The 21,945-nt window shown below is 70.6% G+C and carries 19 protein-coding genes and 3 pseudogenes; 11 read left to right on the top strand and 11 right to left on the bottom strand.

All coding sequences use genetic code 11. From position 1 onward, the window contains the following. Both AB5L52_RS38695 and AB5L52_RS38690 read left to right on the top strand, forming a co-directional pair. Complete coding sequence (locus AB5L52_RS38695) at positions 1-756, top strand: LamG domain-containing protein (protein WP_369367989.1); 756 nt, start codon at positions 1-3, stop codon at positions 754-756. Between the two features lie 109 nt (positions 757-865). Next, positions 866-1,426 carry a sigma-70 family RNA polymerase sigma factor gene (locus tag AB5L52_RS38690; RefSeq protein ID WP_351578627.1) on the top strand — a complete coding sequence of 187 codons (561 nt, stop codon included), beginning with the start codon at positions 866-868 and terminating at the stop codon, positions 1,424-1,426. Positions 1,427-1,453: 27 nt separating this feature from the next. On the opposite strand, the gene AB5L52_RS38685 is transcribed toward AB5L52_RS38690, so the two are convergent. After that, the gene (locus tag AB5L52_RS38685) at positions 1,454-2,413 is read right to left on the bottom strand and encodes a hypothetical protein (protein ID WP_369367988.1); all 960 of its coding nucleotides are present in this window, start codon (positions 2,411-2,413) and stop codon (positions 1,454-1,456) included. A gap of 213 nt (positions 2,414-2,626) precedes the next feature. Between AB5L52_RS38685 and AB5L52_RS38680 the strand changes: the two genes are divergently transcribed. Then, on the top strand, positions 2,627-2,770 hold the full coding sequence (locus AB5L52_RS38680; RefSeq protein WP_369367987.1) for a hypothetical protein: 144 nt from the start codon (positions 2,627-2,629) through the stop codon (positions 2,768-2,770). A gap of 6 nt (positions 2,771-2,776) precedes the next feature. Next, a pseudogene (locus AB5L52_RS38675) lies at positions 2,777-3,073 on the top strand (TetR/AcrR family transcriptional regulator); the annotation flags it as partial. A gap of 590 nt (positions 3,074-3,663) precedes the next feature. Here AB5L52_RS38675 and AB5L52_RS38670 read toward each other — a convergent pair. Genes AB5L52_RS38670 through AB5L52_RS38660 form a run of 3 tightly spaced genes read right to left on the bottom strand, consistent with a single transcriptional unit; the run spans position 3,664 to position 6,262 of the window. Continuing rightward, positions 3,664-4,566, bottom strand: a complete 903-nt coding sequence (locus AB5L52_RS38670; protein ID WP_369367986.1) for a PHB depolymerase family esterase — start codon at positions 4,564-4,566, stop codon at positions 3,664-3,666. Then, positions 4,563-4,928 (bottom strand): hypothetical protein, encoded by a 366-nt coding sequence (locus tag AB5L52_RS38665; RefSeq protein WP_369367985.1) that lies wholly within the window; start codon positions 4,926-4,928, stop codon positions 4,563-4,565. The genes AB5L52_RS38670 and AB5L52_RS38665 overlap by 4 nt, the downstream gene beginning before the upstream one ends. Then, positions 4,925-6,262, bottom strand: a complete 1,338-nt coding sequence (locus AB5L52_RS38660) for an acyclic terpene utilization AtuA family protein (protein ID WP_369367984.1) — start codon at positions 6,260-6,262, stop codon at positions 4,925-4,927. The genes AB5L52_RS38665 and AB5L52_RS38660 overlap by 4 nt, the downstream gene beginning before the upstream one ends. A gap of 122 nt (positions 6,263-6,384) precedes the next feature. Between AB5L52_RS38660 and AB5L52_RS38655 the strand changes: the two genes are divergently transcribed. Continuing rightward, positions 6,385-7,302: a LysR family transcriptional regulator gene (locus tag AB5L52_RS38655; RefSeq protein WP_369367983.1), complete on the top strand. Its 918-nt coding sequence runs from the start codon at positions 6,385-6,387 to the stop codon at positions 7,300-7,302. A gap of 648 nt (positions 7,303-7,950) precedes the next feature. Here the strand turns inward: AB5L52_RS38655 and AB5L52_RS38650 are convergent. Continuing rightward, positions 7,951-8,397 (bottom strand): MarR family winged helix-turn-helix transcriptional regulator, encoded by a 447-nt coding sequence (locus AB5L52_RS38650; RefSeq protein WP_369367982.1) that lies wholly within the window; start codon positions 8,395-8,397, stop codon positions 7,951-7,953. Between the two features lie 108 nt (positions 8,398-8,505). On the opposite strand from AB5L52_RS38650, the gene AB5L52_RS38645 reads away from it, so the two are divergent. Continuing rightward, the gene (locus tag AB5L52_RS38645) at positions 8,506-9,435 is read left to right on the top strand and encodes an alpha/beta hydrolase (protein WP_369367981.1); all 930 of its coding nucleotides are present in this window, start codon (positions 8,506-8,508) and stop codon (positions 9,433-9,435) included. Between the two features lie 274 nt (positions 9,436-9,709). Then, a pseudogene (locus AB5L52_RS38640) lies at positions 9,710-9,862 on the top strand (IS5/IS1182 family transposase); the annotation flags it as partial. 337 nt (positions 9,863-10,199) lie between these two features. Here AB5L52_RS38640 and AB5L52_RS38635 read toward each other — a convergent pair. Both AB5L52_RS38635 and AB5L52_RS38630 read right to left on the bottom strand, forming a co-directional pair. Continuing rightward, a pseudogene (locus AB5L52_RS38635) lies at positions 10,200-10,385 on the bottom strand (transposase); the annotation flags it as partial. Between the two features lie 32 nt (positions 10,386-10,417). Beyond that, the gene (locus AB5L52_RS38630) at positions 10,418-10,831 is read right to left on the bottom strand and encodes a helix-turn-helix domain-containing protein (protein WP_351578653.1); all 414 of its coding nucleotides are present in this window, start codon (positions 10,829-10,831) and stop codon (positions 10,418-10,420) included. 99 nt (positions 10,832-10,930) lie between these two features. Here AB5L52_RS38630 and AB5L52_RS38625 point away from each other — a divergent pair, with 99 nt between their 5' ends. From AB5L52_RS38625 to AB5L52_RS38615, 3 genes are all read left to right on the top strand, one after another. Beyond that, complete coding sequence (locus tag AB5L52_RS38625) at positions 10,931-11,782, top strand: alpha/beta fold hydrolase (RefSeq protein WP_369367980.1); 852 nt, start codon at positions 10,931-10,933, stop codon at positions 11,780-11,782. Positions 11,783-12,405: 623 nt separating this feature from the next. Then, positions 12,406-13,647 (top strand): IS110 family transposase, encoded by a 1,242-nt coding sequence (locus AB5L52_RS38620; RefSeq protein WP_369362924.1) that lies wholly within the window; start codon positions 12,406-12,408, stop codon positions 13,645-13,647. Between the two features lie 290 nt (positions 13,648-13,937). Then, positions 13,938-15,323, top strand: coding sequence for an MFS transporter (locus AB5L52_RS38615; protein ID WP_369367979.1), 1,386 nt, complete (start codon positions 13,938-13,940; stop codon positions 15,321-15,323). Between the two features lie 128 nt (positions 15,324-15,451). Here AB5L52_RS38615 and AB5L52_RS38610 read toward each other — a convergent pair whose 3' ends face one another. From AB5L52_RS38610 to lnt, 4 genes are all read right to left on the bottom strand, one after another. Next, positions 15,452-17,371 (bottom strand): helix-turn-helix domain-containing protein, encoded by a 1,920-nt coding sequence (locus AB5L52_RS38610; RefSeq protein ID WP_369367978.1) that lies wholly within the window; start codon positions 17,369-17,371, stop codon positions 15,452-15,454. Between the two features lie 100 nt (positions 17,372-17,471). Next, complete coding sequence (locus AB5L52_RS38605; RefSeq protein WP_369367977.1) at positions 17,472-18,287, bottom strand: 3-hydroxybutyrate dehydrogenase; 816 nt, start codon at positions 18,285-18,287, stop codon at positions 17,472-17,474. 54 nt (positions 18,288-18,341) lie between these two features. Further along, complete coding sequence (locus AB5L52_RS38600) at positions 18,342-18,821, bottom strand: NUDIX domain-containing protein (RefSeq protein WP_351565132.1); 480 nt, start codon at positions 18,819-18,821, stop codon at positions 18,342-18,344. 119 nt (positions 18,822-18,940) lie between these two features. Then, complete coding sequence (gene lnt / locus AB5L52_RS38595) at positions 18,941-20,551, bottom strand: apolipoprotein N-acyltransferase (RefSeq protein ID WP_369367976.1); 1,611 nt, start codon at positions 20,549-20,551, stop codon at positions 18,941-18,943. 410 nt (positions 20,552-20,961) lie between these two features. Between lnt and AB5L52_RS38590 the strand changes: the two genes are divergently transcribed. Further along, complete coding sequence (locus tag AB5L52_RS38590) at positions 20,962-21,942, top strand: O-antigen ligase family protein (RefSeq protein ID WP_369367975.1); 981 nt, start codon at positions 20,962-20,964, stop codon at positions 21,940-21,942. Positions 21,943-21,945: the final 3 nt, after the last annotated feature.

Below are 21,945 nucleotides of genomic sequence, written 5' to 3'. Positions count from 1 at the left end.
ATGACGCGCAGATGGTCGCTCATCGCCCTGACCGTTGCGCTGACCTTCGTCATCATCGACATCAACAGCACCGCGGACTCCGGCAAGAAGGCGGACTCCGGCAAGAAGAAGGCCCCGGCGGCCGGGGCCGACCTGCGGGGTGTGGGCTGGTGGCCGCTGCACGAGAAGAGCGGCACCGTCGCCGCGGACAAGGCCGGCCGGCACGACGCAACGGTCCAAGGCAGAACGAAGTGGGTGGACGGCCCGCGCGGCGGGGCGCTGGAACTCGACGGCTCCACCGGATACGCCGACGCCGGAGATCCGGTCCTGGACACCGGGCGCGACTACTCGGTGGCCGCCTGGGTGCGGCTCGACAACCCGGGATTCCGCACCGCCGTTTCCCTCGAGGGCCAGCACGGGAGCGTCTTCTACCTCCAGTACTCCGGCTACGACCAGCGGTTCTCCCTGAGCTTCGTCAACGTGCGGGCGCTGGCCGCCCGGGTGGGTCCGGCCGTGTCGGGCCGCTGGTACCACCTCGTCGGCACCTACCGCCGCTCCGCGGGGTTGCTCAGTCTCTATGTGAACGGCGCCCTCGCCGGTTCCGCCCACGCCGACAACCCGGAGCCGGCGGCCGGGCATCTCCTGATCGGCCGAGCCAAGACCGATGACAAACCTGCCGACTTCTGGTGCGGCGCGATCTCCGACGTACACGCCTATCAGCGGGTCCTCACCCCGACCGAAGTCAGGGCACTCGCCGCCGCGGAGCCCGGCGCCTAGCGCCTGCGCCGCCCGTGCCGAGGCGGCCGTAGCGCGAGGCCGGCCACCTCCGGGCCGTGGCCGGCATCCGCCCCGCCGAGTCCAGCATGCCCAGCCCGAAGGAGCCGTTGTGCCCGAAATATTAGTGTCCGCCACCGGTGCGACGGGCAACCGGGACCAGGAACCGACCGAGGAATTCCTCAGAGCCCTCTACGAGCGGCACGGGGCGGTCCTGCGGCGCTTCGCGACGCGGCTGCTCGCCGGCGACTGGCACCGCGCCGAGGACGTGCTGCAGGAGGCTGCGATACGTGCCTGGCAGCACGCCGAGGAGCTGGATCCCACGGCGGTGGGAGTCCGCCCCTGGCTGTTCGCGGTCATCCGCAACCTCGTCATCGACGGCTACCGGGGCCGGCAGGCGCGGCCACCGGAGGCCGGTGACCCGGACCTGACCACCCTGTCCGTGCCGGACGGCGTGGATCGCGTGCTCACCGCACAGGTGGTGGTCGACGCTATGGCGGACCTGGCCCCGTTCCAGCGCGAAGTGCTGCTGCAGCTGTACTACATGGGCCGCACCGTGACCCAGACTGCCGAACTGCTCGGCGTGCCGCCCGGCACGGTCAAGTCACGCTCGTACTACGCGATCCGGGCCCTGCGCAAGGGCCTGAGCAGCCGCGGTCTGAGTGCCGGCTGAGCCCGTCCATCCCTCGCCGGCGGACGGTCAGCTCGGTGACAGGCGTCCGGCGTGGACATCCACCCTGACCCCCAGCGGACCGGTGTCGAGCGAGCCGTCGGCCTCGACCTGGAATCGCCAGACGCAGCCGGGCGCGTCCCCGAGCACCAGCAGGGCGTCCCCCGCGTGCAGACCGTCCACGGCGTCCTTCTCGTCGCGGTACGCCGCGGCATCCAGGACGAAGAGCCGGGGCGTACGGCCCTCCACCCCCACCGGGCTGCTGCCCTCGATGAGCCGGTAGACCTGGGTGACCTGATCGGCCGAGGCCGACGAGGCCGCTCCGTGCGCCGGCTCCGCCCCGTTGGACAGCGCCTCCTCCAGCGTGGCCACCGTGTGCAGCCGTACCGAGTGCATGCCGAGGCCCACGGTCAGTTCGGCACCGGCCGCCGAACCCACCAGGGTCACCTCGGCGTGCCGGCCCACCGGGCCCGTGATCAGCTCGGCGACGAACGCCCGCACCAACTGCCGTACGCCGTCCATGGCACCGGTCACGGCGATCGCCGCCGAGGCCCGGGACAGGTCGACCAGCACTCGGGAGCCCTGGTCCAGCCCGATGGTGACGGCCAGTGCGTACGGGTGCGACGCCCCCGCCGCACCGCCGTGCCCGGCCAGTTGCTCCGCATCGAGCAGCCACTCCTCACCCCTGTCGTCGGTGACCCAGGAGGCGGGGGCGTTCAGATCGACGCCGGCCAGCCGCAGCGCCAGCCCGTCACCCGAGTACGCCAGCGCGTACACATCGGGCAGCGGACGCCGGGACCGCACGCACTCCGCGGCCAGGGTGCGCAGCCCCAGGTCGATGCGCTCCAGGGCCTCGCGCCCCGTCACCACTGCGGGCGGCGGCCCGGCCGGGGCGGCGCCGGGGGACTTCAGCTCGGTCACGACGAGCGCGGCGATGGCACCGATCAGCGCCACACCGAGCACCACAGCCAGGACAACGGACAGCGACATACGGCCACCTCGGGATCGGGGCGAGGATCACGTCAAGGGAAGTCGATGACGAGCCTCGGGCCGGCTGCTACGGACCCGGCGGCGAAATGGTTCACGGGACTGGCCGCATCGGTGAACCCCCCGAGTGGATTGTGCGTAGGGCCCGGAGCGATCCGGGGTGCCCGAGCATGCCCGATGCCGCCAACCGTCCCATCCGCCCCGTCGGGAGTCCTCGTGCCGTTGATATTCACTGTCGTCGACGATGTCGGCGAAGCCTTTGACGTCCACCTCGACGCCGACCCGGACACGCCTGTGGGAGCCATCGCGCAGGCCCTGGCCGAGACCTGCGGCTCCGCGCTGCCCACGACGCCTTCATGACGACCCTTCCCCGAGGTCATGGACTTCGCCGCCGAACGAGAGCGGACATCGCGCGCGGTTGGCGAACTTGCCCGACGTGCCCAGGAGAGCGGCCGGCTGCGACCTGGCTTCGTCGTCGACGACCTGATCCTCATGCTCATGGCCCACCGGGGCGTCCAGGGCCTGCCGCGTGCCGCTCAGCTCGCGGCTTCCCGCCGCTTCGCCGCCTGCGTCGTCGAGGCGTTCCGTGCCGTACCGGAGATGCGAGAAGCTGCGCCGCCGGCGCCACGCCTGTGGCTCGCGCACTCTCCCAGCACGCCATAGATCCGTCATCAGGAGGTCTGTCGATCCTTGCAGCCCGGCAGCCTCATCGGTATCCAACCGCGGCCAGGTTGGAAGAGGCTCGTTGCCCCGCTCCACCTTCAGGTGCAGCCGACGAGCATCGACCGCATCAGTCGAGGGGCGGCTGCCGCCGGGTTCGGCATGGGCTCCGCAAGACGGTGCGTCCGCGTCGGCAGGACGCCCGCCCATACGGGCCGCCAGCCGTTCGGCGAGGGGAGGCTGAACGAGTTGCCGAGGAGTCGGGGCGGGAATCTCACGCCTGACCGCCGTCCATCCGGGTCGGCCACCTCACGATATTCGGCACCCGGATGCCGTCTTCCCGCAACGTCGCAGGTCGACGAGCCAAGGTACCCCTCGGTGAACGGATGCCCTCGGCGGCCGGCTCGTGAAGGTGGGGGGCTTGAAGTGCGGCGATCCGTAGCGCGAGAGATCAGCCCGGCCCGAAGTCGTCGTCGGCTTCGACGGTGTCGCCGAAACCGCGGCGGCACGGGTTGTGTTCGGACACGGACTCGGTTCGCTCCTTTGCCGGGCGGACGAAACTTGCAGGCACACGTGGTGGTCGGTGCGGAGGGCTACGCGGGGTGCGCGGCGCCGGCGGGCAGGGCGTGGAAGGCGGCTACGGCGGCGACCGTGTCGAAGGTCAGGTCGGTGCGGCCCATGAGGAAGGGTGCCTTCTTCGTGCCGGGGATGGTGTGGCCGCCGCCGTTGACCGTGTACAGGGAGACGGGATGGCGGCCGGGCTGGCGGTAGTGAAGCGCCGTCACGGAGGTCTTTCCACGCCCGGTGCCGCTGCCGTCCATGGTGCCGACCTGCTCGGTGACCGGTTCGGTACTGATCTCGTTGCGCTGAGCGTAGTAGCGGGCGGTCTGGGGTGCCGACAGGCCGAGGCCGCGGGGGCGCAGGCCCCACATGCTGGCCATGCCACCGTTGTAGGGCACGAGGGGGTCCTTGGTGCCGTGTACGAGCATGATGGGCAGTGGGTGGTGTACGGGGTAGGTGGGGGCGAAGTTCTCTTCGGCCGGCTGGGTGGCGGAGATCACTGCGGCTCCGGCCAGCAGGTCGGGGATTTCATGGACGAGGCGAATCGTCATCTGTCCGCCGTTGGAGAATCCGACCACGTACACCCGGGAGGGGTCACCGCCGTGGCGGCGCACCAGCAGGTCGATGGCGTCGCGCACAAAGGCGACGTCGTCGTACCCCTCGGTGCGCGCGGCGAACTGATTCGAGACGCGGGCGTCGTTCCAGTGCTGCTGGTAGCCGTCGAGATAGGCGAGCACGGTTGCGCCGTCGGCGGTGAGCCGGTCGAAGGCGTGGGCGGTGAAGGCACGTAGCTTGGCGGCCGTCTGGTTGGAGCCGTGCAGCAGCAGGACGATCGGTCGCGGCTGCTCGCCCGTTCGGCCTACGACGGTGAGTGTGCGGGTCTTTCCCTGGACCTGGAGCGTCTGTGTGGTCGCGGGTATGTCAGGTGGGGTCATGTTGATTCCAGTCGTCGGGAGGGGGCGGACGGTTCCGTGGGGATGGGGAGGTCCAGGAGAAGGCCGGAGAGGGTCTTGCCGTGCCGGTCGCGGTGCAGCGAGGTGGTGACGGAGTCGTCGGGAGCGCGTTCGCACAGGAACAGCAGCATTGCGGTGACGGGCATTTCATAGCGGTGGACGTCGCCGCTGATGCGCGGTGACAGGTGCTCGCGTACGGCGGCGGCGGTGAGGCCGGCACGCAGCATCGGGTAGTCCGCCGCGTTGCGGGCCACGACGGTCAGGGTCACGCTGCGTCCCTTGTCGCCGGCACGCGCGTGGGCTCGATCGCGCAGGGTCGGGCCGGGTGGACTCGCCGATGTCATGAGCGGCTCCCCAGCAGGTCGATCGAGGGGACGGCGGCGCTGCGGTGCACAGTGCCGGAGACCACGCCGAGGACCGGTTCGGTGGTCGCCCGAACCCCGCCTCCTCCGGCGGGGCCGTTGGTGTACAGCGCGGTGACCTCTTCACCGAGCCGGGCGGCCGTGTCCGCGTCATCCGCGTGCGCGACCATGGACAGCCGGCACCGGCCCGAACCCGGCAGCAGGGTGCCGTCCGGCTGCACCATCGGATCGACTCCCAGCAGATCCTCCTGCAAGCGCCGGAAGAGTCCCCGGGTGCGCTCGCGCACGACCGCCGCCGCGAGTTCGGCCCGCCCGCGGGCGCCGGACCCGCAGTAGTCGATTTCGGCCTCACACCGGTAGCCGGCCTGGAAGCCCACGCTGACCTTGAGGTCTTCGGGAGCCGTCCGTCCCCGTGCGCCGCTCACACGTACCCGGTCGCCGCCCTGGTCCTCGATGACGACGCCGGTGAAGTCGGCCCGCACATCGGGAGTGACGTAGTCCGACGGATCGCCGATCTCGTAGCCCAGTTGTTCGGCGACGGTGGCGCCGTCCACCCGGCCGCCGGTGCCCGGGAGCTTGGTGATCACGGCGTCGGTGTCGGTGACCTCGGCGATGGGGAAGCCCAGGTGCGCGAGGCCGGGTACCCGGCTCAGCGGTGGGTCGGCGAAGTACCCGCCAGTGACCTGACCCGCGCATTCCAACAGGTGGCCGACCAGCGTGCCGTGGGCCGCCAGGTCCGCGTCCTGCAGGTCCCACCCGCGATGGTGGGCCACGCAGCCGACGAACAGCGAGGGGTCGGCGACACGACCGGTGATCACCACATCGGCACCGGTGTCCAGCGCGGCGCGGACGGCGTCCGCCCCCAGGTAGGCATGGGCGGCGACCAGGCGGCCGTGATCGGCGAGGGCCACTCCGTCCTCCTGCGCCGGTCGGAGGGGGTCCATGAGCGCCGTCACCTCGTCTCCGGTCACCACGGCGATGGTCATCTCCAGCCCGAGTCGCTGGGCGAACCGGGCGGCCACTTCGCCGGCGGCCGCGGGGTTGGCCGCTCCAAGGTTGGTGACCAGCCGTGTCCCGTGTGCGGCCGCCGCGGGAAGCAGCGGGGCCAGCCGCCGTTCGAGGAGCGGGTCGTAGCCGCCCTGCGGGTCCGTGAGACGGTGCAGCGTGGCCGCGGCGATGGTGCGCTCGGCCAGGCACTCCAGGACGAGATAGTCCAGCCCACCGCGCTCCAGCAGGTCGGACGCCGCATCGAAGCGGTCGCCGGCGAACCCGGCCCCGCAGCCGATCCGGGTTGCCGCGAGCGCCTTGACTCCCATGAGACCAACTTCCGCCTAGATGAAGCCATTTGCCTGCGCGCAGGCGGCCGATGCCCCCACGCTAGGTCGGCCACTTACCCATGAGAAGACATTGATTCTGCATAGACCTATGCTCTGCCAACATGGACGTGTCCCTGTCCCAGATGGCGGTCCTCGACGCCGTGGCCCGCAACCGCTCGTTCAGCGGCGCGGCCCGCGACCTGCACATCGGCCAGCCGGTGGTGTCACGGACCGTGGCTCTCGTAGAGCGCGTGTTGAACGCCACGCTGTTCACCCGGACCACACGGGCGGTCGAGCTGACGGATGCCGGCCGCGCCTACCTTGCGATCGCCCGGAGCGTCCTCGCTGCCGCCGACCGCGGTCACCGGCAGTGGGACGGATACCTGGCGGGCGAGAACGGCGAGGTCGCCGTCGCCGTGCTGCCCTCCGTGGCGGCCACTGTGCTGCCGGCCGCCGTCAGAGAGTTCACACGCGGCAGGCCAGGCCGTTCGGTCACCGTCTTCGACGTACCGTCCGACGAAGGCATAGACATGCTCAAGGCCGGACACGTCGATCTGGCGATGTGCGAGGCCCGGCAGACGTACCTGGCTCCCGACTTCGCCGACGTCGAACTCCTGACCACCGACACGCTGGTCGCCGTCACACCCCCGGACAGTCCCCTCGCCGCCCTGGACGAGATCACCTGGGCGCAACTCGCACAGCACCCTTTTGTCGCCCTGCTGCCCGGCAGCAGCGTCCGCGCGCTGACCGATTTCGGATTCGACGCGGCAAGCATTAGTCCCCGCGCGCTCGTCACTGCCCGGGGGGTGCCCACGGTGGCCGGACTGGTCGCGGCGAACATCGGCGTCAGCGCGGTCCCGACAGGAGTCCTGCCGCTGCTCGGCTCCCAGGCACTCGCCGTCAGACCACTGGTCGATCCCGTGGTCACCAGGCGAATCCACCTGCTCGAACGCACACCACCGTCACCCGCGGCACACGCGTTCCGAAAGGCCCTCACGCACGCGTTTGCAGTCCGACCCACCCAAGGGTGGGTGCTCTGATCGAGCGAGGTCGACCCCGAGTTCCAGGAGTGCTCCGGTGCCGGTGAAGCCGGTGTGGTGGTAGGTGAAGCGTGTTCCGCCGCCGCGCGGTTCGAGTGGGTAGGCGACTTCCGTCACCTCGCCGCCGCCCTGGTCCTGCCAGGAGTAGCGCAGCAGCGAGGGACTGGGCCGTCTCGGTGGACTCCACGATCGTGCGGGTCCACCAGCACGCCGGCCGGAGCCCGCAAAAAGGGCTCCGACCCCGGCCTGGGAACCGGACGATCATGCCATCGGCCGGTCTCGCGGCGGACTGACCACGAAAACCCACCTCGCCACCGACGGGAACTGACGACCGCTGGCCTTCGTCCTCACCGCGGGGCGACGCCGACAGGCATCCGGCTTGCTGATTGAGATATGCGCTTCGGTCGCTAATTACGAAGATGACAGCGGGGTGTTCCTCGGGCCGCCGGCGAGCCGAGCGAAACTGCCTAGTTCGGTCGACGACCTGTGTGTTCAGTGGCCGATGCTGTCCAGTTCGGCGAAACAGGCGACGGGTGAGTGAGGTTTTCTCAGAGGCTACTGAACTTGAATGCGTGATGTCGGCCTTGCGGGGCCAAACAGCGTCACTCAACCCTGGAGGGTCGGATGCCATTCCCGGGTCATGTCCCCTCATCCCGGCCGGCCATGAGAGCCCGCCTCTAGGGTTGCGCGAAGGGTGGCCAGGGTTGAGGCGATGCGGGCCAGGGCGTCAGGGGGAACCGCCGCGGTCAGTGAGATGAGCTCGCTTTCGACAATGGGGCGGGAAGCGGACAACTGCTTCTCGCCCTCGGATGTGAGGCGGAGGACGGACGAGCGGCGGTCCTGAGGGTGCGCGACTCGCAGGCACCAGCCCGCAGCCACCAGCCGGTCGACCGCCTTGCTGACGGCCCCCACGGTGATCGCCAGTTCGCCGACGATGTCGAGCACGCGGCACCCCGGCACGCGGTCGATGATCTCCAAAAGCTCGAACTGTCCCAGCCCCAGCCCTTGTTTGGCGCGCAATCGGGCGCTCACCGCGTTGTAGAGCCGGGTCTCGACGCGGACCAGATCGCTGAAGATTGGGGTGATGTGGCTCACATTAGCTCCAGTGGATTCCTGGGAATCATCTTCCTTGGAATCCGGTTGGGGTCAGACAGGTGGATTCCCAGGAATCCATCCTCGCACCCCGACCCATGGAGGCCCCGCATGTCCCGACAGCAGCGCGACGCCCTGGACGCCATACTCCGTTCCGCCCCTCGCAGCGACAGGCGGCCCACTCCCGAGGAGCAGCGCAGCGGTTTCGCCGCGGCTGTCACCCGCCCCGCACCGGAGGGCGTGGTCACCCGCAGGACCGTCCTGGGCGGGCGGCCGACCCTGGAACTGGAGCCGGCCGAAGCCTCCGGCCGCGGCCGACTGCTCTACCTGCACGGCGGCGGCTACGTCATCGGCTCACCGGACACCCACGCAGGGCTGGTCGGTGAACTGGCCCGCCGCGCCGGGCTGCGCGCGACGTCGGTGGATTACCGGCTGGCGCCCGAGCACCCTTTCCCCGCGGCTGTCGACGACGGGCTCGCGGCCTACCGCGAGCTGCTGGCGTCGGGCACCGACCCACGGGACCTCGTCATGGCCGGTGACTCCGCCGGTGGCGGATTGAGCATCGCCACGCTGCTCGCCGCCCGGGAGGCCGGGCTGCCGCAACCAGCGGCCGTGGTCGTCTTCTCCCCCTGGGCCGACCTCACCCTCGCTGGAGGAAGCATCCGTTCCAACGAGGGCGCCGATCCCATTTTCACAGAGGCCGACGTGCGCGCCTACGCCGATCTCTACGTCGGCGCAGGCGACAGGGCGCACCCCCTGGCCAGCCCGGTGTTCGCCGACCTCACCGGACTGCCCCCACTCCTCGTGCAGGTCGGGGCGAACGAGGTGCTCCTCGACGACGCGGTCCGGCTGGCCGGCCGCGCGGGCGCCGACAGCGTCGAGGTCACGCTCGAAATCGGCCCCGGCCTCCCCCACGTCTTCCAACACCACTACGGCCACCTCGACGAGGCGGATGCCGCACTCGACCGCGCCGCCCGCTTCCTCACCGCCCACCTGAGCGCCGGGCGCCCGCGCGCCGACCACCTCGAACCGCTCCACTGACACCGACCCCGGCGGCTTCCACGTGATGTCGGCGACGGCCGCAGGAGCACCATCGCCAACATCACGGGCTCAATGTCAGTTAGTTCAACGTCTCCGCGGGATCAGGCTGGTCTGCCAAGACCATGTCCGCTCGAATCAGAGGCTTCAGGTTGGGCACCTATGCTGCCGCGCTCGATGTCCCACGCCAGATCGTGGAGTCCTCGCCCGGTTGTCGGCCGCCCACCAGCGCGGGATCGCCACGCCGAAGGGCTCTCGCGCCCTGGGCCCGTTCCGCCAGGCGGCACTGGTGCTGCGCTGGTTCCGAGAACACGGCTGCGTGCACTGCCCCGCCCGGGACACCGGGATCTCGCAGGCCACCGGCTACCGCTACCTCCATGAGGGCATCCGTGTGCTGGCCGCCCAAGCTCCCGATCTCCACGAGGTGTTGGGCCTCTGCCGCGCCCAGGGTGTGACAGATCACGATGGACATGGACTTCTGGCCTTGTTCGACGGCCAGGTGCAGCTTGGTGGTCAGGCCGCCACGCGAGCGCCCGAGCCCGTGGTCGTCCGGCTCGACGCCGACGCCGCCGGGCAGCTCCTTCTGCAGGTCCACTTTTTTTCCTCGCCGCGGCGGCGTGCTGGTGGGCCCGGCCCACGGTGGAGGCGACGTTGATGTCCCAGGTGATCAGGCCCTTGGCGTCGGCTCGGGCTTGGAGCTGCTCAACGATGCGGTGCGAGGTGCCGTCCCGCTGCCACCGGCGGAACAGGTCGTGCACCCGGCCCCACTGCCCGTACTCGGCGGGCAGGTCCCGCCACGGGATGCCGGTGCGGACCCGGAACCGTATGCCGTCGATCAGTTGCCGCCTGGCCCACGTCGGCGGGCATCCGGGCTTCTGGCCCTTCGGCAACAGCGCTTCCAGCACCGTCCATTGCTCGTCCGTAGATCTCCACGCGCCACAAACCAAGACCATCCCATGTCCAAGATCCACTTCCGATGCACGCCCTAGTTGGTGAGTGACTCGTCGGCGAGCTGGTTGTTGCGGTCGATCTCCGGCATGTGTGTCTCGGCCCAGACCCGCAGGGCGGAGAGCGGCCCTTCGAGGGACAGGCCGAGCTCGGTGAGCCGGTAGTGGACGGCGGGCGGCACGGTGGGTTCCACGCGGCGCGCGACCAGGCCGTCGCGGACCAGGCTCTGCAGGGTGACGGACAGCATCTTCTGTGAGATGCCCGGGATGCGGCGCCGCAGTTCCGCGAAGCGGAGCTCGCCCGGAGCCTCCTCGGCCAGCACCTTTACCGCCATCGACGTCCACTTGGTGCCGATGCGGTCGAGTAGCCGGCGGGTCGGGCAGCGCGGATCCAGCAGGTCGCCGCGTCCACCGGTCCGCTGGTCTTGTTCGCCGGGCCTCGACGTGGTCACCCGGGGCTCACCGCCTGAAGGGAAAGTGCCGTCTTGGGCAGACCAGGTTAGTTCCCTAGCGTGACCTTGTCACTTTCTCTCACCACCCGGAGTCCTTCCATGCCCGAGCTGCGATGCGTCCCTGTCAACGGTGTCGAACTGAACGTCGCCCTCGCCGGATCGAGCCCGGCCGTCCTGCTCCTGCATGGCTTCCCGCATACCTGGGAGCTGTGGACGGACGTCATGGCCGATCTGTCCGGCCGCTACCGCGTCATCGCGCCGGACCTGCGCGGTTTCGGCGGGAGCAGCCGGGCCGCCTCGGGGTACGACGCGGGCACCCTGGCCGAGGACGCCGCGGCACTTCTCACCGCGCTCGGCGTGTCCTCGGCCGCGGTGGTGGGCATCGACGCAGGCACCCCGCCGGCCTTCCTCCTCGCCCTGCGCCGTCCCGGTCTCGTCCGGCGCCTGGTCGTCATGGAGTCCCTGCTGGGCAGGCTGCCCGGCGCCGAGGACTTCCTTGCCGACGGACCGCCGTGGTGGTTCGGCTTCCATTCCGCAGCGCCCGGCCTCGCCGAGACCGTGCTGGAGGGCCACGAGGCCGCTTACGTCGACTGGTTTCTACGAGCCGGCACGCTCGGCGACGGGGTGCGCCCCGCAGTCCGGGACGCCTTCGTCCGCGCATACACCGGCCGCCAGGCGTTGAGCTGTGCGTTCTCGTACTACCGGGCCCTGCCCGAGAGCGCTGTACAGATCGAGCAGGCGGTCACCACTGCCCGCCTGACGGTGCCGACGATGGCGCTGGGCGCCCGGCCTGTCGGTGCTGCGCTGGAACGCCAGCTCCGCCCGGTCACCGACGATCTCACCGGACACGTCATCGAAGACTGCGGCCACATCATCCCGCTGCACCGGCCGCGCGAACTGCTCACGCTGCTGCGTCCGTTCCTGGCCGGCGAGGACGCGAGAGCCGCGTGACGGGGGCGGGGGCACTCCGACGCGGGGCAGTCGGGTATCGCCTACGTCATGTTGTCCGGTGACGTACGACCCCGAGGACTACAAGGCGAGGCATGCGGTCGAGCGCGGCATCAATCGCCCGTACCCTTCAAGCAGGCTCGATCGGGCATGAGCGGCAGCCCTGGGACACCGGTGCCGCTGCTCGCCCTCGCTGCTAATTAAGAGCTGCGATCATGATCGCTACAGTACGGGCGTGCAGGTGGGCACCCGGTCGGGCTGTAAACTCCGCGTCCAGCCAGAAGGCCGGATGCGACTCTCATCAGCCTGCCCACCAAGGGCTCTCCAAGACTCCGTCGGCCGGCCTTCTGGGGCACCCCAGACTGCTGATTAAGAGTGGCGACTCGATCGCTTGTACGGACTTGCCAGCGGGTGTCCCTGCTGTCCGATGATCGTTACATCTACAGCCTGGAAGGCTGGATGCGACTTTCAATCGCCTGCCCATCGAAGGGGCTCCTTGAGACTGCGTCGGCCAGCCTTCAGGCCACCCTCACTAACTGATTAAGAGCTGCGATTCGATCGCTCGTACGGACTTACTCCAGGGGTGGCCTGGCACTTTTTGTCCGTGATCGACCTGGAGAGACGAGATGACGCAGCGGCCACCGCAGGTATGGGCTGGGATCGACGTAGGAAAAGGACATCACTGGTTCACAGTGGTCGACAGCGACGGCGAGTCGCTGTGGAACCGCAAGGTGGTTAACTCTGAGTCCGACATCCTGGCCGCATTCGGCGAGGTCATGGGCATGTCGGACCACGTAACCTGGGCTCTCGACCTCATTGACGGCCCGGCATCTCTGCTTCTAGGAATTATGGCTAACCACGGCCAGAACCCGCGGTACGTCGCCGGCTCGAAGTTCGCGGCCTTCAAGAAGAGCTTCAGTGGGCAGGGCAAGACCGACTTGAAGGACTCCTACATCATTGCCGAGTTCACCCGTTGCCTTCGACGGCAGACGGTCCCTGTGCCAGCGCCCCCAAGGGTCACCAAGGAACTCACGCTCATCCTGTCCCACCGCAACGGCCTCTCAACCGAACGCACCAGGACCATCAACCGCATGAGAGCCCTGCTCACCAGCATGTTCCCGGAGCTGGAGCGGTCCTTCGACTACGCCCAGGCCGCAGGGCCTCTGGTCCTCCTATCCGGATACCAGACACCAGCTGCCATCCGACGCATGGGCGAGAGCAGGCTGACTGCCTGGCTCACCAAGCGTGGAGTAAGGAATGCGGCAGCCCTCGCAGAAAAGGCCGTAACAGCCGCTAAATCCCAGGAATCAGCAGCCAGTGAAGAAGACCTGGCAGCCGAGCTGGTGGCCGAACTCGCTCAAAAGATCACGGAGATGAACAACCGGCTGAAGGAGCTGGAGAAGAAGATCAAGGAACTTCTCTCCCAACACCCCCAGGCGCCCATCGTCCTTTCCATGCCTGGCTTCGGCCAACTCCTTGCGTCCGAACTTCTCGCAGCGATCGGCGACATCTCACGGTTCCCGACCGCTGGGCGACTCGCTGTCGCGTCGGGAATGGCTCCCGTCTCTCGTGACTCCGGATCAAACACGGGAAACCGCCTGCGCCCGACCCAATACAGCCGCCCCCTCCAGCGGGCATTCTTCCTGTCGACCCAGGTCGCATTCTTGACCGCGGGGACGTGGGAGAACGAGATGTACCTGCGCAAGTACAAGGGCTACACACACGACAAAGGCCGCCACAAGAAGGCCGTCATCGCTGTCGCCCGCCAGCGAGTCTCCATCCTGTGGGCCATGCTCCGGGACGGTCGGCTCTACGAGAGGGAGTACAACCCCCGCGAGAAGACAGCCACAGAGGTTCAGGCTGCTTGACGAAACCCATTAAGAGTCTCAAGAGGCACCGGGCCGTGGCCACCCGGTACGACATGTTGGCGGTCCGCTACGAGGCGAGCGTCCTCGTCGCGGCCATCAACGAGCGGCGGAGCTCTGCGTTGCGTAGTCAGCACCAAGTCAGCACGGGAGTCAGCACGGCGCCTCCATGGTGTTCGCGCGGACTCCGACGCCCAGAACTATGGTGTCCCACCACATACGCCCCTGACCTGCACGTTCCTACGGTGTGGCAACACGCAAACGTCCCCGTCGAACGCCAGGAAGTGGTGCCGATGTCGTCGCCCGCAAGCGCTCCACCAGCCCCGACCAGTCTCGCCCGCATCGTCGCCGCCAGCCTCATCGGCACCACCATCGAGTGGTACGACTTCTTCCTCTACGGTTCCGCCGCCGCGCTGGTGTTCAACAAGCTGTTCTTCCCGGGCTCCGATCCGCTCGTCGGGACGCTGCTGTCGTTCCTGACGTATGCCGTCGGGTTCGCGGCGCGCCCGTTGGGGGCGCTCGTGTTCGGGCACTACGGTGACCGGCTGGGGCGGAAGAAGCTGCTGGTGCTGAGCCTCGTGATGATGGGCGGCGCGACGTTCGCCATCGGGCTGCTGCCCACGCACGCCGCGGTCGGATCCGCCGCACCCGTACTGCTCACCGCTCTACGGCTCGTCCAGGGGTTCGCGCTCGGCGGCGAGTGGGGCGGTGCCGTCCTACTGGTGTCGGAGCACGGGGACGCGCGGCGGCGCGGCTTCTGGGCCTCGTGGCCGCAGACCGGCGCGCCGGCGGGCCAGTTGCTCGCGACCGGTGTGCTCTCGCTGCTCACCGCCGTGCTCTCCGACGACGCCTTCGGAACCTGGGGATGGCGGATCCCGTTCCTGCTCTCCGGGGTGCTCGTGCTCATCGGTCTGTGGATCCGGCTCTCCGTCGATGAGTCGCCCGTTTTCAAGGAGGCGTTGGCGCGCGCCGAGTCCCGGCGGACGGCGGAGCCGGAGAAGCTGCCGATCGTCTCCGTGCTGCGGCACCACTGGCGGGACGTACTGGTGGCGATGGGCGCCCGCATGGCGGAGAACATCGGCTACTACGTCATCACCGCCTTCATCCTCGTCTACGCAACCACCTCCGCCGGCGTCTCCAAACAGACCGCGCTCAACGCCGTACTCATCGGCTCCGCCGTGCACTTCGCCGTCATCCCGGCCTGGGGCGCGCTGTCCGACCGCGTCGGCAGGCGGCCGGTGTATCTGTTCGGTGCGGCCGGTATCGGCCTGTGGATGTTCCCGTTCTTCTCGCTCGTGGACACAGGTTCGTTCGGAAATCTGGTCCTGGCCGTCACCGTCGGGCTCATGCTGCACGGCGCCATGTACGCGCCCCAGGCGGCCTTCTTCGCCGAGATGTTCGCCACCCGGATGCGGTACTCGGGCGCGTCCATCGGCGCCCAGTTCGCCTCGGTGGCGGCCGGTGCGCCTGCCCCGCTCATCGCTACCGCCCTGCTCGACGGCTACGGCAGCTCCACCCCGATCGCCCTCTACGTGATCGCCGCCGCGGTGCTGACCCTGGTCGCTGTGGGCGTGGCGCGGGAGACACGGCACCGGGATCTCGCCCGCGTCGAGGGGGAGGGCGGCGAGAGCGGCGGGGCCGCCGGTTCGAGCCCGACCACGAAGGCGCGGACGGTCTGACCGGCGCGCCCAGCTCACCACACGCGCGCCCCTTGCCTGCCCATCCTGTGCGCGCCCTCCGCCCGGCCCTCCCCGGCCCGCCACACGCACTCTTTGCCCGACCCCCCGTACGGCACATCCGTACGGGGTCACCGTCTGTCCGGGGACGCCAACCGGTGCAGTCGCAGGGCCAGTTGGATCTCCAGGGCGCGGGCCGGGGTCTGCCAGTCCTCGCCCAGCAGCCGTCCCACCCTCTCCAGCCGCTGGGCGACCGTGTTCACATGGACGTGCAGCGCGTCCTTGGTGCGGGCCGGGCTCATCCCGCAGGCGAAGTAGGCGTCCAGGGTGCGCAGCAGTTCCGTACCGCGTCGGTCGTCGTAGGCCGCGACCGGGCCGATGGTGCGGTCGACGAAGCCGGCGACGTCCCGGTCGCCGGCGAGGAGCAGACCGAGGAACCCGAAGTCCTCGGCTGCCGCTCCGTCCCCGGCGCGGCCCAGCAGGTGCAGCGCGTCCAGACAGCGCCGGCCCTCGGCGTAGGCGGCGGCGACCGTCTCGGGGTGGGTGGTGAGGCCGGTGACCGGGGCCGAGGCGCCGACCGTGACGGGTTGGTGCACGGCCGTGCCCAGCTGGCGGGCGGTGCGGCGGGCCAGGTCCGTGGCGCTGTCGTCGGCGCCGAGCGGCAGCAGCAGGACGGTTCCGCCGTCGCGTGCGGCGGCCAGGCCCTGCCGGGTCGCGGCGAGGTGGGAGGCGGCGGACCACAGGCGACGGCGGGCCGCGGCCTCCTCGTCGGCGTCGGCCGCCGGACCGTCCAGGCGTGCGGCGAGGACGACATGGGTGGCGTCCAGGTCGGCGCGCAACCGGGCGGCGCGCTCGCGCAGCAGGCGCGGGTCCCGGTCGCGCGCGTCCAACAGGTCGTCCAACAGCTCGCCCCGCACCCGCTGTTCGGCCTCGGCCGCCGAGCGGCGGGCGAGCAGGAGCAGCGAGGTGACCATCGCCGCGCGCTCCAGGGTGCGCTCGTCGACGGGGTCGAGGCCGGGGTGCCCGCGCAGGACCAGCGCGCCGAGGAGTTCACCGCCGGCGGCGACCGCGGCGATCCAGGCACTGCCGTGCTGTACGGCGTGTCCCTCGGCGCGGGACGCCTCCAGCGCCTCGGCCGGTGCCGCGTCGGCCTCCGTGAACTCGACGGCACCGCCGAGGACTTCGGAGACGGCGGCGGCCACGTCGTGCACCCCGCCGCCGCGCAGGACGAGCTCGGCGAGACGGTCGTGGACGTCGGAGGCGCGCTCGATGACGGCGCTGCGATCCCGGATGATCTCGTTGGCCCGCTCCAGGCTGGCCAGGGCCGCGCGGGTCTCGGTGAGCAGATTGGCGGTGTCGATGGCTGCCGCGGCGAGCGCGGCGAAGGAGCCGAGCAGGGCGATCTGCGCGCGTTCGAAGACGCGTGCCCTCCGGTCGGCGGCGAAGAGGACACCGATGACCTGCGGACCGAGCATGAGAGGGACGCCGAGGATGGCGACAAGGCCCTCGTCCCGGACGCCGGCGTCGATGGTGAGGGTGTGCTGGAAGCGGGCGTCCTTGAAGTAGTCGTCCGTGACGTACGGCCGGGTCGTCTGGGCGACCAGTCCGCCGAGTCCCTCGCCCATGCCGAGGCGCAGTTGCTGGAAACGGGCGGAGACGGAGCCCTCGGTGACCCGCATGTAGGTGTCGCCGCGACCCGGGTCGTTCAGGGTGAGGTAGGCGACGTCCGTGCCGAGCAGGGAGCGGGCGCGCTGCACGATGGCCTGCAGGACGGCGTCCAGATCACGCAGGCCCGCGAGGTCGTGAGCGGTCTCGAAGAGCGCGGACAGCTCCGCCTCGCGGCGCCGGCGCCCCTCCAGCTCGGCCCGGACCCGCAGGGCGAGCAGCTTGGCCTCTTCCAGCGCGGCGATCCGGTCGGCCGGTCTGCCCTCTGCGCGGGCAAGCAGCACCGGCTGCTCGTACGCCTCCGCGGAGGCGTCACGGGCCAGCAGTTCGAGGTACGGGGCCTCGGTGCCGGCGCTGGGTGCCGGCTGAACGTGATCGCGAGACATGGTCACAGGATTCCGCATCGGCCGCCGGGCCCGGCGGGTCTGTGGACAACTCCCGGTCCGCGCGCCGCCGGGCACTTCGGTGGGCCGTACGCGCGCCGTTTCAGTGCGCCGTCCAACCGCCGTCGAGCGCCAGCGAGGTACCCGTGACGAAGGAGGCCTGCGGGCTGCACAGATAGGCCACGGCCTCGGCGACCTCCTCGGGTTCGATGAGCCGCTGGACCGCGCTGTCCCTGAGCAGGACCTCGGACAGCACACGCTCCTCGGGGATGCCGTGCGCCTGCGCCTGGTCGGCGATCTGCTTCTCGACCAGGGGGGTGCGCACATAGGCGGGGTTCACACAGTTCGAGGTCACCCCATGGGCGGCGCCTTCCAGTGCGGCCGTCTTCGACAGGCCTTCGAGGCCGTGTTTGGCGGCCACATACGCGGACTTGAACGCGGAGGCACGCAGACCATGGACGGAGGACACATTGACGATCCGGCCCCAGCCCTGCGCGTACATGTGCGGCAGGGCGCCACGCATGAGGCGGAACGGCGCCTCCAGCATCACGGTCAGCACGGTGTGGAAGACCTCGGGCGGGAACTCCTCGATGGGGCGCACCAGTTGCAGGCCCGCATTGTTGACCAGCACATCGGTACCGGCGGCGGCGCGTTCGGTGGCGTCGAGGTCGGTGAGGTCCACGACCTGCGGTTCGACGGTTCCCGGGAGGTCGCCGGCCCGTTCCGCCCGCTGGGCCAGCTCGGCAAGGCCCGCCGCGTCCCGGTCGACGGCCCGCACCCGCGCCCCGGCGGCCGCGAGGCGCAGCGCGCAGGCGCGGCCGATGCCGCCGGCGGCACCGGTGACGAGGGCGGTGCGGCCGCCGAGGTCGAGGGCGAGGGGCTGTAGGCGCAGGCCGGGTGCGGGGCTGGACGTGGTCATGCGCCGACCCTAAGCGGACCCCACAGCTCACCACATATGGTGAGCACCCATACTTCAGCCGAGAGTCGTAGGGTCAAACCATGTGGGTGCGTCAGATATGGCCTGCTTGATCCGGAAGCGGCTGAACTCGTCGAGATCGGGCAGCGCGTCCACCGCGAACCAGCCCACGTCCACGGACTCGTCGTCGTTGACCCGGGCCTCGCCGCCCACCGCCCGGCAACGGATGGTGATGTCCATGAACTGGCAGCAGTCACCGTTGGGGTAGGTGAACGGATCCAGCGCCTGGACGAGCACGACCCGCTCGGCCACGCAGTGCACCGCCGTCTCCTCGAAGACCTCCCGCACGGCACAGGCCGCGGGCTGCTCGCCGGGATCCGGGATGCCCCCGATCACCGACCACCTGCGGGTGTCGGACCGCCGGCCCAGGAGCACTCTGCTCTCGTCGTCGAGGACGATCGCGGTGACTCCTGGGAGCCAGAGCAGCTGACGGCCGGCGGAGGCCCGGAGCGTGCGGATGAAGTCAGGAGTAGCCATGCGCCCGACCCTAACCGGCCGGGCCCGCGCCTTCCTCGCGGTTCGGACGTCGTGCGCACCAGTTCAGAGGGCGTATGCCGGTCGTACCGCCCGGCGCCACCGGGGTCGTACGGATACGGCTATGCGCCGGCGGCACGCCGGGCACGCAGCCCCGAGCCGATCGCCCAGCCGAGACCGCCGGCGGCGACCAGCACCAGAGCGATCTCCGGGAGGATGCCCAGCTCGGTCGCCGGGGTCCTGGACGTGCGCAGCGGCACCTTCTGGACCAGGTAGGCGGGCACGAACATGCCGGTCCGCTGGGTGATCTTCCCGTCCGGCATGATGACCGCGCTGACGCCGCTGGTCACCGGCACCGTGACGGTGCGGCTGTGCTCGACGGCGCGGATCCGGGACATGGCGAGCTGCTGGTAGGTCATCTCGCTGCGGTCGAAGGTCGCGTTGTTGCTGGGCACGGAGATCATCTCCGCGCCGTGGGTGACGTTGTCCCGCACGGCCCAGTCGAAGGCGGCCTCGTAGCAGGTGGCGAGGCCGACCTTGGCGCCGTCGATGTCGAACACGCCCGGCTTGCTGCCCCGGCTGAAGTCCTGCCGGACCATGCCGGTCCAGTTCTTGTTGACCGCGCCGACGAGCCCGCGCAGCGGAAGGTACTCGCCGAACGGCTGGATCTGCCGTTTGTCGTAGGTCTGCGTCGGCCCCTTGGCCGGGTCCCACAGGATCTGCTCGTTGAGCAGCTTGCCGTCCTTCTCGACGACACCGCCGACCGAGATGGGCACGCCGACCGCCTTGGCGGCGCCGTCGATGACGGCGGCCGCGTCGGGGTTGGTGAAGGGGTCGATGTCGGAGGAGTTCTCCGGCCACAGCACGTAGTCGGGCTTCGGGGTCTTCCCGGCCTTGACGTCGGCGGCGAGCTTCAGCGTCTCGCGCACGTGGTAGTCCAGGACGGCCCGCCGCTGGGCGCTGAACTCCAGCCCGGAACGGGGCACGTTGCCCTGGATGAGCGCGACGGTCCGGGTGCCGTCCTCGGCCTTGTCACTCACGAGCGGCCGGGCCGCGACCGCGCCCGCCACCGGAACGGCCACGCTCAGCAGCGCCGCGGCCGCCGCACCGCGCCGCACCGTCCGTGACCTGCGCCGCTCGGTGATCAGCCAGCCGGCCTCGTACAGGCCGAATCCGCACAGCACCACCGCGAACCCGAGCACGGGCGTGCCGCCCACCGCGGCGAGCGGCAGGAAGACGCCGTCCGCCTGCCCGAACGCGATCTTGCCCCAGGGGAAGCCGCGGAAGGGCACACGCGCGCGTACCGCCTCGCCCGCGATCCAGACGGCGGCGGCCCACAGCGGCGAGGCGGGCAGCCGGGAGACAGCGGCGACGCCGACACCGACCAGGGCGATGAAGACCGCCTCGATGGCGACGAGGGCCAGCCAGGGTCCGGGACCGACCTCCACGCCGGTCCACACCAGCAGCGGCAGCAGGAAGCCGAGCCCGAAAAGGTAGCCGAGGCCGAGGGCCGCCTTCCAGCCCCGGCCGCGCAGCACCCAGCCGAAACCGGCGAAGGCGGGCAGCGCCAGCCACCACAGGGTGCGCGGCGGAAAGCTGACGTAGAGCAGCACTCCGCAGAGCGCGGAGGCGACGGCCGGGACCAGACGCAGCAACCGGCCGCCGCGCACGCCGGAGGCGGAGGTCGGCTGGAGCTGGTCCGGCTGGTCCACGGAAGTTGCGGTGACGGTCACCCGGGTGAGTGTACGGCGGCTTCCTGGGCCTTCGACAGCGCGGTACGAGGGCCGGGCACCGGCTCGGCCGACCGCGATCACCCCTGGTCGCCGCCCTGCCGGACCCGCGTCTTTCGTGGCAGGGCACCCACCGCCGGCGCCGGTCCGCACCCGCTCACCAGCCGCATACAAGCGGCGTTCCGCCCATTCCCCCAGCGACGTTCCGTCGCATCTCGTACCCAAACCGGTCATCAGCCGCTACGGTGAGCCCAGCCTCGGCAGTGCGGCCGGATCCGCCGCCGTACCCGGCCGTGGCCTGCGACAGGGACGGGGACGAGGGGCGGCGGGTGGGGTCGACGGGGACGAGGTCCGTGGCCGGCGTGGACAGGGACGTGGCCGGCGTCAGGCGAAGCGTTTCTGACGGGGCGGGCATGATCCTGCTGGGTGCCTGCGCCGGCTGGTCGCTGATCACCGCCGCGGTCCACGACGGACGGCCCGAGGGCGTGCTGCTCGCGGTGCTCGCCGTGACCGCCGGTCATGCCGCCGGCCGGGTCTCCGGGGCCTTGCTGCCGGTGGCCGCGCCGGGTGCCGGGGCGGCGGCCGGACTCGCGCTGGCCATGGCGCTGCCCGCGCTGTCCGCCGGTCCCCGCTACGTCGCCCCGCTGGGCCACGCCGGTGGCACGGCCGCGCTGCTGACGCTGGCCACGGGAGCCGCGTGCTGTGCCGCCTGGGCGACGTCCGTACCGGAGCTGCGGCTGGCGCTGCGGGCGCTGGCCACAGGCATCGTGCTGACCGGGGCCGTGCTGGGGTCGGTGGCCGGTTGCGTGGCGAGTGCGGCCGTACTGCTGTGGTCGCTGGCCATGGGCTGGGTGTCCCGCCGGGGTGGCTGTCTGCTGGGTCTGGCCGGGGCAGCGGCTCTGGTGGCGGGCACGGCCTGGGCGCTCGCCGGGGACGTGCTGCCGGACGGCCTCGCCCGGGTGCTCGAAGGCCGGCTGACCGCGCCCCGGGTGGCCCTGTGGCAGGACGCCCTGCACCTCGCGGGCCGGAATCCGGGGCTCGGGGTCGGTCCCGGACGGTTCGGCGAGCCGGGCGGCCCGGCGCCGCAGACGCTGTCGACGCTGCCCGCCGACGGCAAGCCGCACTCGGCCGTGCTCCAGCTGGCGGCGGAGCAGGGCCTGGTCGGGGTGTCCCTGTGCGTCGCCGCGTTCTGCTGGGTGCTGTACGCGCTGTGGCGCAGCCCCCGCTCCACCCCGGTCGCGCTGACCGCCGGCGCCGCCCTGACGGCCCTGGCCGCGCTCGCCACGGTGAGCAACGCCCTCAGCTTCACGACGGTGACCGTGGGCGCGGGGCTGCTGGCCGGATGGGCGACGGCACGACCGTGGGCGCGGGATTGCGTGGAGGCACGCACCTGAACG

Origin of the sequence: Streptomyces sp. CG4 (assembly GCF_041080655.1) — a bacterium.
Lineage (GTDB): Bacteria > Actinomycetota > Actinomycetes > Streptomycetales > Streptomycetaceae > Streptomyces.
Note: the sequence above shows the minus strand (reverse complement) of the source record. Positions and strands in the feature narration are given on the sequence as shown.